This window comes from Microbacterium bovistercoris (assembly GCF_003387575.1).
In the GTDB taxonomy this organism is placed as follows: Bacteria; Actinomycetota; Actinomycetes; order Actinomycetales; family Microbacteriaceae; genus Microbacterium; species Microbacterium bovistercoris.
Window position 1 is genome coordinate 1 of sequence record NZ_QUAB01000033.1, and the last position, 13766, is coordinate 13766.

At 70.8% G+C, this 13766-nt stretch carries 11 protein-coding genes; 5 read left to right on the plus strand and 6 right to left on the minus strand.

What is annotated here, in order from left to right; genetic code table 11:
• Nucleotides 1-38 precede the first annotated feature (38 nt).
• The gene (gene aqpZ / locus DY023_RS05305) at nt 39-794 is read right to left on the minus strand and encodes an aquaporin Z (protein ID WP_116241304.1); all 756 of its coding nucleotides are present in this window, start codon (nt 792-794) and stop codon (nt 39-41) included.
• 154 nt (nt 795-948) lie between these two features.
• On the opposite strand from aqpZ, the gene DY023_RS05310 reads away from it, so the two are divergent.
• Together DY023_RS05310 and katG are read left to right on the plus strand one after the other, a co-directional pair.
• On the plus strand, nt 949-1383 hold the full coding sequence (locus tag DY023_RS05310; RefSeq protein ID WP_116241305.1) for a Fur family transcriptional regulator: 435 nt from the start codon (nt 949-951) through the stop codon (nt 1381-1383).
• A gap of 33 nt (nt 1384-1416) precedes the next feature.
• Nucleotides 1417-3624: a catalase/peroxidase HPI gene (gene katG, locus DY023_RS05315; RefSeq protein WP_116241306.1), complete on the plus strand. Its 2208-nt coding sequence runs from the start codon at nt 1417-1419 to the stop codon at nt 3622-3624.
• A gap of 181 nt (nt 3625-3805) precedes the next feature.
• Here the strand turns inward: katG and DY023_RS05320 are convergent, their stop codons facing one another.
• The 5 genes from DY023_RS05320 to DY023_RS05340 are packed head-to-tail and all read right to left on the minus strand — an operon-like array spanning nt 3806 to nt 9462.
• Nucleotides 3806-5113, minus strand: a complete 1308-nt coding sequence (locus DY023_RS05320) for a DUF58 domain-containing protein (RefSeq protein WP_116241307.1) — start codon at nt 5111-5113, stop codon at nt 3806-3808.
• Between the two features lie 17 nt (nt 5114-5130).
• Entirely contained in the window at nt 5131-6117 is a 987-nt protein-coding gene (locus tag DY023_RS05325; protein ID WP_116241308.1) for an AAA family ATPase, read from the minus strand.
• Between the two features lie 38 nt (nt 6118-6155).
• A complete protein-coding gene (locus tag DY023_RS05330) occupies nt 6156-7406 on the minus strand; it encodes a DUF4350 domain-containing protein (protein WP_116241309.1) in 1251 nt (416 codons plus the stop codon).
• Nucleotides 7403-8047: a DUF4129 domain-containing protein gene (locus tag DY023_RS05335; protein WP_116241310.1), complete on the minus strand. Its 645-nt coding sequence runs from the start codon at nt 8045-8047 to the stop codon at nt 7403-7405. Before DY023_RS05335 ends, DY023_RS05330 begins: the two co-directional genes overlap by 4 nt.
• Nucleotides 8044-9462 (minus strand): hypothetical protein, encoded by a 1419-nt coding sequence (locus DY023_RS05340; protein WP_116241311.1) that lies wholly within the window; start codon nt 9460-9462, stop codon nt 8044-8046. The genes DY023_RS05335 and DY023_RS05340 overlap by 4 nt, the downstream gene beginning before the upstream one ends.
• Before the next feature lie 209 nt (nt 9463-9671).
• Between DY023_RS05340 and mtrA the strand changes: the two genes are divergently transcribed.
• Genes mtrA through DY023_RS05355 form a run of 3 tightly spaced genes read left to right on the plus strand, consistent with a single transcriptional unit; the run spans nt 9672 to nt 13739 of the window.
• On the plus strand, nt 9672-10352 hold the full coding sequence (mtrA, locus tag DY023_RS05345) for an MtrAB system response regulator MtrA (protein ID WP_116241312.1): 681 nt from the start codon (nt 9672-9674) through the stop codon (nt 10350-10352).
• 10 nt (nt 10353-10362) lie between these two features.
• Entirely contained in the window at nt 10363-12036 is a 1674-nt protein-coding gene (gene mtrB, locus DY023_RS05350; protein WP_116241313.1) for an MtrAB system histidine kinase MtrB, read from the plus strand.
• A complete protein-coding gene (locus DY023_RS05355) occupies nt 12033-13739 on the plus strand; it encodes an LpqB family beta-propeller domain-containing protein (RefSeq protein ID WP_116241314.1) in 1707 nt (568 codons plus the stop codon). The genes mtrB and DY023_RS05355 overlap by 4 nt, the downstream gene beginning before the upstream one ends.
• Nucleotides 13740-13766: the final 27 nt, after the last annotated feature.

The following is a 13766-nucleotide window of genomic DNA, read 5'->3' on the forward strand; positions in this document are numbered from 1 at the left end:
CGGCGCGACGCGCCGGCCCCTTCTGCGATCCCTGCGGATCAGATCTTCTGCGTGCTGTCGAACAGCGCCTTGTAGGCGAAGCCTGCCAGCAGCGCTCCGACGATCGGGAACACCAGGAACACCCACAGCTGCGAGAGCGGGCCGACGCCGCCGTAGATCGCTGAGGCGATCGATCGGGCGGGGTTGACCGAGGTGTTGTCGACCGGGATGGAGATCAGGTGGATGAGCGTCAGCGTCAGGCCGATGGCGAGTCCGGCGAACTTCGTGCCGCGCTCGGGATGCGTCGTCCCGAGGATCACCAGCAGGAAGATCCCGGTCAGGATCACCTCGATGATGATCGCGGACGCCATGCCGAAGCCGCCGGGGGAGTGCTCGCCCCAGCCGTTGCTGGCGAAGCCGGCATCCTGCGCCCCGGTGAGCCAGCCATCGGGGCCGAACATGCCGATCAGGACCAGCAGCGTCGATGCGATCGCACCGCCGACGACCTGCGCGATGATGTACGGCACGACGTCCCGCCAGGCGATGCGGCCCGCCGCAGCGACGCCGAGTGTGACGGCGGGGTTGAAATGGCCTCCGGAGAGCGGACCGAAGGCATATGCGCCGACGACGACCGTGAGGCCGAACGCCAGGGCCACCGGAAGGTAGACGCCGGCATTGGGCGACGGGTCGGTGTAGAGGTTCGAGGCGAACACCGCGGTTCCGACGCCGCCGAAGACCAGGAGGAACGTGCCGAAGCCCTCTGCGGCGAGCTTCGCGCCGAGCGTGGGAGTCGCTGGGGACGGGGAATCAGTCATTTCTCTGTCCTTACCTTGTGAAAGCCACGGCGGTTGCCGGACTTTCACATGATTCCGCACTCTCAGCAGATGCACAGCCGGGACACGCCGCCGCGCGACACGCCCGCAGCGCACGCTCTTTCTTGAATGAATCAAAACAGCTAGGCTGTCAGGCATGCCCGTCACCCACGCCACTGCTGCCGACATCGCCATCCGCGGCGCCGGTCTGCGGGTCACCGACTCGCGGCGTGCGGTGTACGACGCACTCCGCGATCACCCGCATGCCAGTGCCGATGAAGTGCATGAGAGGGTGCGCCTGCACGTCGACTCGACCAGCATGCAGTCGGTGTACAACGCCCTCGGCGACTTCGCCGCGGCCGGCCTTGTGCGCCGCATCGAGCCGGCCGGGCATCCGATGCTGTTCGAGCTGCGCGTCGACGACAACCACCACCATCTGGTGTGCACCGGCTGCGGCGCCGTCCAGGACGTCGACTGCGCCGTCGGCCACGCGCCCTGCCTCACACCCTCGGATGATCGAGGGTTCACGATCTCCGTGGCGGAGGTGACGTACTGGGGGCTGTGCTCCCAGTGCGCCACGGACCGCGACTGAACCACCCACGACCGCACACGAAGAAGGAAAGCAATGACTGACGTGACTCAGACCGAGGCCGCCGCAGGCGGCTGCCCGGTGATCCACCAGCCGCAGGGCGCCGCGAGCGGCCCCGGCAACCGCCAGTGGTGGCCGAACCAGCTGAACATCAAGGTGCTGGCCAAGAACAACGAGAAGCGCAACCCGCTCGAGAGCGACTTCGACTACAAGGCCGCCTTCGAGGCTCTCGACCTCGACGCGGTCAAGGCCGACATCGCGACGACGCTCACCACCTCGCAGGACTGGTGGCCGGCGGACTTCGGCAACTACGGACCGCTCATCATCCGCATGGCGTGGCACAGCGCCGGCACCTACCGCGTGACCGACGGCCGCGGCGGCGGCGGCACCGGCCAGCAGCGGTTCGCACCGCTGAACAGCTGGCCCGACAACGTCAACCTCGACAAGGCCCGCCGCCTGCTCTGGCCCGTCAAGAAGAAGTACGGCCAGTCGATCTCGTGGGGCGACCTGATGATCCTCGCCGGCAACGTCGCACTCGAGGAGATGGGCTTCAAGACCTTCGGCTTCGCCGGCGGCCGCACCGACGTGTGGGAACCCGACGAGGAGATCTTCTGGGGTCCCGAGGCCGAGTGGCTCGCGAACAAGCGCTACACCGGTGAGCGCGAGCTCGACAAGCCGCTCGCCGCGACCCAGATGGGCCTCATCTACGTCAACCCCGAGGGTCCGGACGGCAACCCCGACCCGCTGCTCGCCGCGCACGACATCCGTGAGACCTTCGGCCGCATGGCGATGAACGACGAGGAGACCGTCGCGCTGATCGCCGGTGGACACACCTTCGGCAAGACGCACGGCGCGGCCCCCGACACGCACGTCGGCGCCGACCCCGAGGACGCGCCGATCGAGCAGCAGGGACTGGGCTGGAAGGGCTCCTTCGGCACCGGAAAGGGCGACGACCAGATCGGCTCCGGCCTCGAGGTCACGTGGACCTACCACCCCACCCGCTGGGACAACGAGTTCTTCCACATCCTGTACGCCTACGAGTGGGAGAAGTTCGAGAGCCCCGCCGGTGCGCAGCAGTGGCGTCCGAAGAACGGCGCCGGTGCCGACATGGTGCCGCTCGCGCACTCGGAGGGCCGCCGCGAGCCGCGCATGCTGACCACCGACCTGTCGCTGCGCTACGACCCGATCTACGGTCCGATCTCCGCGAAGTTCCGTGACGACCCCGACGCGTTCGCCGACGCGTTCGCCCGCGCCTGGTTCAAGCTCACGCACCGCGACATGGGCCCGCTGGCCCGGTACCTGGGTGCCGAGGTACCGGAGGAGAAGCTGATCTGGCAGGACGTCGTCCCGGCTGTCGACCACGAGCTGATCGACGACGCGGATGCCGCGGCGCTGAAGCAGCAGGTGCTCGAGAGCGAGCTGACCGTCTCCGAGCTGGTCGCGACCACCTGGGCCGCGGCGTCGACCTTCCGCGGCAGCGACAAGCGCGGCGGTGTCAACGGCGCACGTATCCGCCTCGCTCCGCAGAAGGACTGGGAGGCCAACAACCCGGCCCGCCTGCAGAAGGTGCTCGGGGTGCTCGAGGGCATCCAGGCGGCGTTCAACGACGCGCAGACCGGCGGCAAGAAGGTCTCGCTCGCCGACCTGATCGTGCTCGCGGGCAACGCGGCGGTCGAGCAGGCCGCTCGCGACGGCGGCGTCGAGGTCACCGTGCCGTTCCACGCGGGTCGTACCGACGCCTCGCAGGAGCAGACCGACGTCGAGTCGTTCAGCTACCTGGAGCCGGTCGCCGACGGCTTCCGCAACTACCAGGGCCCGCTGGCCGAGCAGCCTGCGGAGTTCCACCTGCTCGACAAGGCCAGCCTGCTCACGCTGACCGCTCCCGAGACGACCGTGCTCGTCGGCGGCCTGCGCGCCCTCGGCGCGAACTGGGACGGCTCCGAGTACGGCGTGTTCACTTCGCGCCCCGGCGTGCTCTCGAACGACGTGTTCGTGAACCTGCTGGATCTCGGCACCACCTGGACCGCGCTCGACCCCGGCTCGCACGCCTTCGAGGGCCGCAAGGACGGTTCGGGCGACCTCGTCGGCCGGGGCACCCGCGTCGACCTGCTGTTCGGCTCGAACTCCGAGCTGCGCGCGCTGGCCGAGGTCTACGCCTCGGATGACGCGAACGAGAAGTTCGTCCGCGACTTCGCCGCCGCGTGGGGCAAGGTCACCGAGCTGGACCGCTTCGACCTGGTCTGAGTTCTCCCAGAACGGCCCCGCACCCTCCGGTGCGGGGCCGTTCTGCGCGTTCCCACCTGCAGATGGCGGACGGATCTGCGTTCGGCGGGTGGTACGGCGGTGTGTCGTCCGCCATCCGTCGTTTCGTCCGCCGTCTGCAAGGGATGCCGCATGCCGGATGCCGGATGCCGGATGCGGGGGGTCAGAGCCGGCCGGCGGCCTTGAGCTCGAGGTACCGGTCGGCGATCCGAGGCGGCAGGGCTTCCGGGTCCGCGGCGATCGCCTCGCCACCGGCCCGGCGCACGGCGTCGGCGACGTTCTCCGCGTCGCGCATCGTGCGCTCCGCGGCAGCCGCGAGGTACACGTCCGCGCGGGAGTCGCGCTTCCGCGCGAGCAGCGGGATGCCGTCATCCGTGGTCGAGCCGACCAGCACCGTCGTCGCCCGCGACGCCTGCGGGAACGCCCCGAGGAATCCCCGCGAGGATTCCGCGGCATCCTGCGCGGTGAGCACGACGATCAGCGAGGGGCGCGTGGTCAGGGACCGGATCGCGGCGAACGCGCCGGGCCAGTCCGTGTCGATCAGCTGGGCGTGCACGGGTGCCATCGCGTCGCTGAGCGCCGGCAGCAGGGGAGCGCCGTCCACGCCGGTGACCCTCGCCCTGGCGACCCGGTCGTACATCAGCAGGTGCACGTGGTCGCCGGCGCGGTTCGCGAGGGCGGCGAGCAGCAGCGCCGCCTCGAGCGAGGCGTCCAGGCGTGTGCCGTCGCCGACGCGGGCGGCCGCGGTGCGGCCGGTGTCGATGAGGATCACCACGTGCCGGTCGCGCTCGGGCCGCCAGGTGCGCAGCATCGTCGTGCCCGCTCGGGCGGTTGCGCGCCAGTCGATGGAGCGGACGTCGTCGCCGCGCACGTACTCGCGCAGCGAGTCGAACTCGGTGCCCTGGCCGCGCACCTGGATCGATGTGTTGCCGTCCAGTTCGCGCAGGCGGGCCAGCCGGGAGGGGAGGTGCTTGCGCGACGCGAACGCCGGCAGCACGCGGATGGCGCCGCGCACCACGTGCCGTGCCTGACGTCCGCCGAGGCCGAGCGGGCCACGTGAGCGGACGACCACGAACTCGCTGACCAGTTCGCCGCGGCGCCGGGGCAGCAGCGGCACCTCCGCGCGGCGGCGCTCGCCGGGAGGCACGACGAGGCGTGCGCGTGTGGACGGGGCACCGGCTGTCGGCTGCCAGGCATCGCGCACGAGCGCATGCAGCGTGCGTCGGCCGGTGTTCTGCAGGGCGACGCTCGCCGCGATCGGCTCGCCCATCCGCGCGCGCTCCGGAACGCGCCGGGTGACGAGGATGCTCCGCGCGTTCGCCGCCAGCAGCACGTCCAGCGCGAGCAGCACAGCGCACAGCGCGATCCAGGCGCCGAACACCAGCCAGGCCGCGGCTCCCGCCGCGTTCAGCAGCGCGATCGGGATGGCACCGACCCCGACCAGCAGGGCGAACCGTCCGGTGACGAACACGAGCTCTCCTCGGCCGATCAGATCGGGACGCGGGTCTGCTGCACCACGGAGCCGAGCACCGCGTCGGCGGTGACACCCTCCATCTGCGCGTCAGGACGCAGCTGCAGGCGGTGCCGCCAGACCGGCATGAGCATGGTCTGCACGTGGTCGGGGGTGACCGCGGTGGAGGCGTTCAGCCAGGCCCAGGCCTTCGCCGCCGCGAGCAGGGCGGTCGCGGCACGGGGGCTGGCGCCGAGCTCGACCGAGGGGGACTGGCGTGTGGCGCGGGCGAGGTCGACGACGTAGCCCAGCACCTCGTCGGTGACCTGAACCCCGGCGGCGGCCTCCTGCGCGGCGCGGATCTCCTCAGCGGTGATCACGGCCTCGACCCCGCTCAGCAGCCGAGGGGAGAAGCCTTCGGCATGCAGCCTCAGCACCGAAACCTCGGCGTCGCGCTCGGGCATCCCCACGACCAGCTTCATCAGGAAGCGGTCGAGCTGCGCCTCGGGCAGCGTGTACGTGCCCTCGTGCTCGACCGGGTTCTGCGTCGCGGCCACCAGGAACGGGTCCGGCAGCGGCCGGCTGACGCCGTCCGCCGAGACCTGCCGCTCCTCCATGGCCTCCAGCAACGCCGCCTGTGTCTTCGGGGGCGTGCGGTTGATCTCGTCCGCGAGCAGGATGCTCGTGAACACCGGCCCTGCCCGGAACTCGAACTCCCCGGTGCGGGCGTCGTAGACGAGCGAGCCGGTGACGTCGCCGGGCATCAGATCGGGGGTGAACTGCACGCGCTTGGTGTCCAGCCCCAGAGCACGGGCGAACGACCGCACGACGAGCGTCTTCGCCACGCCGGGGACGCCCTCGAGCAGCACGTGGCCGCGGGCGAGCAGCGCGACCAGCAGACCGGTCACCGTGCCCGCCTGACCGATCACGGCCTTGTCGACTTCGAGCCGCACACGATGCATGGCCTGGCGAAGGGCGGTGTCGTCCGGCGCCACGATGTTCTCCGGCGCCACGGTGTTCTCCATTGGCACGGTGTCTTCCACTGGCACGGTGTTCTCCTCGGTCACGGTGTTGTCCTTCCGGATCGGGACGGGTCGTCGGGGTTCGGGGCGCGGAGATCGGGATGCAGCGCCGTGTCCACGGCGTCCTCCAGCTCTGCGAGTCGGCGGGCCAGATCGACGAGCTGCTGGTCGCCGGTCGGCGGGGGACCGGCCAGCAGATCCTGCAGTGAGCCGCGCGGGATGCGCAGCCGGTCGGCCGCCGCATCCGCGACCTCGCGGGCGGCGACGCGATCGCCGAGGGCGAGGCGCTTGGCGAGCCGTCTCACCGTGCCCTCCCGGATGGCCTCGGCGGCGTGCGCGGCATCCGCCGCCTTCGCCGTGAGCCGGGCTCGGCCGTGCATCGTCTCGGAGGCGCGCACCGTCACCGGGAGGGTCTCTGCGACGAGTGGCCCGAACCGTCGACCGCGCCAGAACGCGGCAGCGAGGCCGGCCAGCAGCAGGGTGACGATGGCGGGTGTGACCCAGCCGGGCGTCAGCGAGCCCAGCGTGTCCGGCGTGTCGCCGCTGATGTCGCTGTCGGTCGGCGAGGGGACGTACCAGACCACGCGCCCGGTCTGACCGAGCAGGGCGAGGCCGAGGGCGGCGTTGCCGTTCTCGGCGAGGTGACCGTTGGTGAACAGCGCGGTGCCGTCCACGAGCGAGATGCGGCGGGAGGAGGCGTCGTCCGACAGCACCGCCGCGCTGCCGTCCTCACCGGTGAAGCAGCCGTCGATGCCGTCGGCCGGTGTGAACATGCGCCCGGGGACGATCGTGCCCACGCGGGCGAACTCGGGGAGGTCGCAGTCCGCGACGGCCTCCGCGGACAGGCCGGATGCGTACTCGCCCAACTGGAACAGACGCAGCATGCGCGCGCTGCTCGAGAGCAGCACTGCGCGCTGTGCGTCGGCGACCAACTCCTGCACGGCCTCGTCGGTGAGGTACGCCGGGTCGGCCATCGCCAGGGTCGAGCCGTCGTCGAGCTCGCTGCGCGCCTCGGTGCGCGAGCGCACCACCGTGACCTCGATGCCCTGCTGGCGCAGGATCTCGGCCAGTGCGCGTGCACCGTTGTCGCCGGGGCCTTCCGGGTCGAGCATGCTGCCGGACGCCGTCGGCGAGATCACCAGTCGTGCGGCGATCGCGGTGCCGCCGATCAGTATCAGCAGCACGACGAGCCAGGCGACCAGCCGGCGCCAGCGGCCGCGAGGGCGTTCGGCTGCGGTGGATGCGCCGGATCCGGCGCCCGCCGGCTGAGGGGGGCTCTCGACGAGGGTCATGCCGGCACCGCCTCGGGGTGAAGCGCTTTCAGGCGGTCGTCGGTCGCGGCGATCGCCCGGTAGTCGGCCTCGTCGGCGGGGACACGAAGGTAGCGCACCCGGTCGAAGGAGGACGCCGCGTCATGCAGCGCGGCGTGCTCGACCGGGAGCACAGCGCCGGCATCCCGCGAGATCGCCTGAGCGGTCGCGCCGGGCGCAGGGTCGATCAGGTCGCGTTCGATGAGGCCGCGGGCGAGGCCTCGGAAGCGCAGCGTCACTGCGGCATCCCAGTCGCCGTCGCGCGCGGCGCGCTCGGCGTCGGCGCGCAGCTGAGCGGCTGTGCGATCGTCGGCCTCGCCGAGCAGTCGCGCACCGCGGCGGACGGTGCGGGACGCCCGGGGCCGGCCCCAGACGATCAGAGCGACGATGAGCGCGGCGACGATGATCACGGTGATGAGCACGCCGGCGAACGGCGCGATGGCGCCGGAGCCGTCGACGGTGAACAGGCTGCTGAGGAACTCCATGATCGCGCGCGACATCCGGTCGAACCACGTCGGCTTCGCCGCCTCGTAGATCTGCTTGGAAAGCTCCTCCTGCGCCCAGCGTCGAGCTTCGTCCCCATCGGGGACGAAGACATCGGCGTACGCGGGCGGAAACGTCATGCGCCGCCGCTCGGGGGCGCCCAAGGACTGTCGGTCGGCGGGGGCGGCGGCACGGCCATGGGCGGCGCGGGCTCCGCCGGGGCCGATGCCGGGGGAGCCGGAGCCGGAGCCGGGGCGGCCGGTGACGGCTGGTAGTACGGCGGGTGCGCAGGAGCGGAAGCCGGGGATGCGGGAGTGGGCGGGGCCGGCTGGTAATACGGCGGATGCGCAGGGGCGGGAGCCTGCTGCGGCTGCCCGTATCCGTGAGGAGCCGGCTGTGCGGGCTGCGCGTAGCCGGGCTGCGCGTAGCCGGGCTGCGCGTACATCGGAGCGGCGTACGGCGGGGCCGCGGCCTGAGGCCTCTCCTTCGTGACGGCGCGGGCTGGATCGACCGCGTAGGGGTCGCCGAGCTGCTCCGGGGACCAGCCGGCCGCGCTGCGCTCCTGATGGGCGATCAGCGTCTGATCCAGTCCTTCGTACCGCATCCGCGAGTCGATGTAGACGAGAGTGGCGCCCGTGCACTGCACGACCTGGCCGATCGCCTGCACCGCGAACACCAGCAGCTGCGGCAGCAGGAACGCGAGCACCATCGACACGATCTGACCTACGCTCGGGTCACCCGTCGGAGCCACGATGCCGACGACCACCGACGTGATCAGCACACCGGGCACCGAGACCACGTTGGCGGCGACCCCCATGATCAGCGAGATGAGGAACATCACGCCGAACGCCACCCAGAACCGCCCCCGGGTGAGCCGCCAGGAGCGAACCAGCGCGGTGCCGATCGGCGCGCGTTCCAGCACCAGCACGCTGGGAACGAGCAGCAGCTTGGTGTACAGCCAGACGAACAGCGGGATGCTCCCCATGCCCAGGACGATCGTCAGCGTGATGGCCAGCCCTGTGACATCGGTCCCGGCGAGACCGGCACCGGCGGCGATGGCGAAGACCGCGAAGCCGATCAGGGCGAACGCCCCGCCGACGACGACGCCCTGCAGCAGCGCGTACAGCATGAGACGCCAGAACGACGGGGCCATCCGTGCCCAGAGCGCGCGCAGGGTGCCCTTGCGGGAGAGCGCAGCGAGAGCGACGTCTGCGGCGACGATCCCCTGCAGCACGACGGTGACCGCGGCAGACAGGAGCGCTGCGCCGATCGCGAACACGATGGAGAGACCGGCGGTGCCGGCCTGGATCGTGGCGAAGTCCTCGGAACCGGGCTGCACGGTCTGCAGTCGCAGCAGGCTCGCGGCGATGATCGCGCCGAGCACGATCATCACGACCAGCATGGTCAGCAGCTGAACGACGACGGCGAATCCGAACAGAACCTTCGGGTTGTGCCGCAGCGCAGCGAAGGACCGCCCGAGCAGCATCCCGAACGTCATCGGATGCAGCGGGATCGCCCCGCGCCTCGGTGCCGGTGTCCAGCCCTGACCGCTCACTCGCTTCCCCTCCCGCGCAGCACGACAGCTGCCGTCCCATCGTGTCATATGCGTGCGAGGGCGCATGCCGAGGGAAACGACGCGTCGCGGAAGCGCTTCCAGGACGTGCAGGGCCGGATTCAGTAAGCTGTGCGGAGGTGCGGTCGTGCCGGGGTGGGGGATCCCGGTAGGCGCATGTAGCGGACAAAGATTGTTGAGGCTGGGCGGATATGACGTCACGCATCCTCGTAGTCGACGATGACACGGCGCTCGCCGAGATGATCGGCATCGTCCTGCGAACAGAGGGCTTCGAGCCGCTGTTCTGCGCGGACGGTGCCAAGGCCGTCGAGCAGTGGCGCACTCAGCGCCCGGATCTCGTGCTTCTCGACCTGATGCTGCCCGGCATGGACGGCATCGAGATCTGCAGTCGCATCCGGGCCGAATCCGGTGTCCCGATCATCATGCTCACCGCCCGCAGCGACACGGCCGACGTCGTCCGGGGGCTCGAGGTCGGCGCGGACGACTACATGATCAAGCCGTTCAACCCGAAGGAGCTGGTGGCCCGTATCCGCACCCGGTTGCGGCCGAACCCGCAGGCGACGACCGAGGTGCTCCGCGTCGGCGACCTCGTGGTCGACGTCGACGGGCACGAGGTGCGTCGCGGCACGACGCCGATCTCGCTGACGCCGCTCGAGTTCCAGCTCCTCGTCGCGCTCGCCTCCAAGCCTCAGCAGGTGTTCTCCCGCGAGATGCTGCTCGAGCAGGTCTGGGGGTACCACTACAAGGCCGACACTCGTCTGGTGAACGTGCACGTGCAGCGGCTGCGCGCGAAGGTCGAGCTCGATCCCGACAACCCCAAGATCGTCATGACGGTGCGAGGCGTCGGCTACCGGGCCGGGAGCGCCGGCTGAGGACTCTGCGATGACGGCGACGAGCGTGACGCCCGCTCCGGTCGCGTCGTGGCGCGACTGGAGGAGCTGGCCGCGCTCCGTCGTCGGGCTCTGGCGCCGGTCGATGCGGTTCCGCACCATCGCCGTCACCCTGCTGCTCACGTCGCTGGCGATCTTCATCACCTGCGTCGCGATGGCGCTCGTGATCCAGAACGACCTGTTCGAGTCGCGCAAGAGCGACGCCCTCGAGAAGGCGCAGCGCGCCGTCGCCGAAGCCCAGACCACGCTGGACAACAGCAACGTCGCGGACGACCGTGCCGCTCTGCAGGCTCTGTGGCGCTCGGTGCAGACGGATCTGGCCAGGGCCGCGGCGACCGATCTCATTACGGCGTCACCGATCGAATCCCCTGAGGGCGGCGGTTTCATCCCCCCGGAGTTCCGCGCCGGCGGCCTGTCGGTCGACATGGTCAGCGACCAGCTGCGGGCCAGGGTCGCCGAGAAGGGCGACCGTCAGCAGTCCTGGCAGTCGATCGCCGTGCCGGCGGAGGAGGGCAGCTCACCTCCCGGGATCGTCGTCGGACAGCAGCTGCTCGTGCCGGGCAAGGCGGTCTACGAGGTGTACATCGCCTATGACCTGAGCGACTCCGACGAGACCCTGCTCTTCGTGCAGCGGACCCTGTGGCTGGCAGGGATCTCCCTGGTGGCGATCGTCGCCGCGATCTCGTGGCTCGTGCTGCGCGCGGTGTCGGCACCGATCGTCGAGGCGTCAGAGACCAGCGCCCGGCTGGCCGCCGGTGATCTCGGTGTGCGCCTGCCGGTGCGCGGCGAGGACGAGCTGGCGGTGCTGGCGCGCTCCTTCAACGCGATGGCCGACAGCATCGAGGCGCAGATCAAGGAGCTCGGCGAGCTCTCGCTCGTGCAGCAGCGTTTCGTGTCCGACGTCTCGCACGAGCTCCGGACGCCGCTGACCACCATCCGGCTGGCAGCAGACATGATCAACGATCAGAAGGGCGACTTCGAGCCCACCACGGCCCGCACCGCCGAACTGCTGCACACCCAGGTGCAGCGGTTCGACACCCTGCTGGCCGACCTGCTCGAGATCAGCAGGTACGACGCGGGGTCGGTGCAGCTCGAGGTGGAGGCGACCGGACTCGCGCAGGTCGCCGAGGAGATCGTGGACCAGATGCGTCCGCTCGCCGACCAGCACGGCGTCGAACTCCGGCTGGTGGCCCCGGGTGGATACTCCCCGGTCGACATGGACCCGCGCCGCGTGCGCCGGGTGCTGCGCAATCTGGTGGGCAATGCGATCGAGCACGGTGAAGGCCGGCCGATCGTGGTCACGGTGGACAGCAATCAGCACGCCGTCGCCGCCGGCGTGCGCGACTTCGGTCTCGGGATGCGCCCGGAGGACGCGCAGCGGGTGTTCGACCGCTTCTGGCGGGCCGACCCCTCGCGCAAGCGGACGATCGGCGGTACCGGCCTCGGACTGTCGATCGCGCTCGGCGACGCACGACTGCACGGCGGCACCCTGGAGGTGTGGTCCGAACTCGGCGTCGGCACCAACTTCGTGCTCACCATTCCGCGGCATCCCGGCGACCTGGCCGGTCCCAGCCCGGTGCCGCTGGAGCCGCAGGAGGGGATCGCCGACCTCGGCGTGCTCACTCAGCCGATCGCGACAGCGGATGCCGAAGGGGGAGACCGATGAGAAGGATGCGCTCCCTGGCGGCCGGCGCCGTCGCTGCGGCGATGCTGCTCCTGACCGCCTGCACCGGACTGCCGACCAGCGGTCCGGTCTCGGTCGGCCTCGCCGTGGGCGTGAAGGGTGACGACCCGGGGTTCACGGAGTATGCGGCGAGCCCTGTCGAGGGCGCAGGGCCCCAGGAGATCGTCGAGGGCTTCCTGGACGCGGGGATCACGCCGATCGACAACTGGAGCATCGCCAGGGAGTTCCTCACACCCGAGATGAGTGACAGCTGGGCGCCGTCCGCCGGAGTCACCATCGACACCTCGAGCGTGTCGCGAACGATCACCTCCGTGGGCGACAGCGACGACGAGGACGCCACGAGCGCAGACGTGACGGTGCAGCTCTCGCAGGTCGCGAGCGTCGACAGCACCGGGGCGTATGCGGCGGGGATCGGCGATGCGGAACCCCTGAGGTTCCACCTGGAGCGCGAGAAGGGCGGTGAGTGGCGCATCTCCGAGGCGCCGAACGGCATCGTGCTCGATGCCGTGAACTTCCCGCTGGTGTTCCGCTCGTACGCCCTGCAGTACTTCGACCCGACCTGGTCGCACCTGGTGCCGGATCTGCGCTGGTATCCGCGTCGGCCGTCGACCGCGACGACCCTGACGCAGCAGCTGGTCGCAGGCGACCCGGCTCCGTGGCTCGCCCCGGGGGTGCGCAACGCCTTCACCGATGAGGTCGGTCTCGCACGGGGAGCAGTCGTCATCGACCAGTCGCAGGTCGCAGAGGTTCCGCTCACCCGCTCGGCGCTGTCGACGGATGCCACCACGCTGGCCCGGATGCGCACGCAGCTGGAGGCGACGCTCGCACCGCTGGGCGTCGTCGAGGTGCGCTTCACCGTCGATCAGCAGCCGCTGGACGTCAGCCAGGTGCAGGTGCAGCAGCCTGCGCCCGATGCGGGCACCCTCGTGCTCACGAAGGACGGCTTCGGCGTCGCCGTGGGCGATGAGATCGCCCCGGTGGGGGAACTGAGCGCACAGGTGGACGGGCTCGCCGCGCGCGTGCGCTCGATCGACGTCGCCGACGACGACGGCGCAGCGGCGATGCTCCTCGACGACGGTCACGTCTACCTCGCCACTTCCGACAACGTCGTGGAGCTCGACTCCAGGGCGGGGCTGATCGCACCGAGCCTGGACAACCGGGGATACACCTGGACCGTGCCGCACGGTTCGCCGGGAGAGCTGTTGGCAACCGGCGCCGACGTCAGACAGCAGAAGATCGCCCGCGCCTGGTCGGGAGCATCCGAGATCAGCGCGCTGCGCGTCGCGGCGGACGGCGTCAGGGTGGCCGCGCTCGTGACCGTCGGCGGGCAGCGCAGGTCGGTCGTGGCGGCAGTGATCCGGGACGACAAGGGCACGCCGATCAGCCTGGGTGAGATGCACGAGATCGGCCGGTTCACCGGTACGCCGCAGGGGCTCGCCTGGATCGGGTCGGATGCGATCGGAGTACTCACCTCATCGGATGACGACCGCATCCTCACTCAGCCCGTCGGCGGGCCGCTCGCCGCATCGGCCGCGCCGGCCGAGCCCCGGTCGCTCGCGGGCGCGCGCAGCGCCGCCGGAGTGCGGATCCTGTCCTCGGGGGGTGTGGTGTTCGCACAGCGCGGTTCGACCTGGCAGGCCTCGCTCAGCGGGGTGCTCGTTCTCGGGACGCGCTCCGGCGAGTGACCCTCCCCATCCTCCGGGACGCCGTGA

What these genes read in the sequence shown, in the direction of transcription:
- aqpZ (WP_116241304.1), bottom strand. Translation starts at nt 794, where the DNA reads ATGACTGATTCCCCGTCCCCAGCGACTCCCACGCTCGGCGCGAAGCTC.
- DY023_RS05310 (WP_116241305.1), top strand. Translation starts at nt 949, where the DNA reads ATGCCCGTCACCCACGCCACTGCTGCCGACATCGCCATCCGCGGCGCC.
- katG (WP_116241306.1), top strand. Translation starts at nt 1,417, where the DNA reads ATGACTGACGTGACTCAGACCGAGGCCGCCGCAGGCGGCTGCCCGGTG.
- DY023_RS05325 (WP_116241308.1), bottom strand. Translation starts at nt 6,117, where the DNA reads ATGGAGAACACCGTGGCGCCGGAGAACATCGTGGCGCCGGACGACACC.
- DY023_RS05330 (WP_116241309.1), bottom strand. Translation starts at nt 7,406, where the DNA reads ATGACCCTCGTCGAGAGCCCCCCTCAGCCGGCGGGCGCCGGATCCGGC.
- DY023_RS05335 (WP_116241310.1), bottom strand. Translation starts at nt 8,047, where the DNA reads ATGACGTTTCCGCCCGCGTACGCCGATGTCTTCGTCCCCGATGGGGAC.
- mtrA (WP_116241312.1), top strand. Translation starts at nt 9,672, where the DNA reads ATGACGTCACGCATCCTCGTAGTCGACGATGACACGGCGCTCGCCGAG.
- mtrB (WP_116241313.1), top strand. Translation starts at nt 10,363, where the DNA reads ATGACGGCGACGAGCGTGACGCCCGCTCCGGTCGCGTCGTGGCGCGAC.
- DY023_RS05355 (WP_116241314.1), top strand. Translation starts at nt 12,033, where the DNA reads ATGAGAAGGATGCGCTCCCTGGCGGCCGGCGCCGTCGCTGCGGCGATG.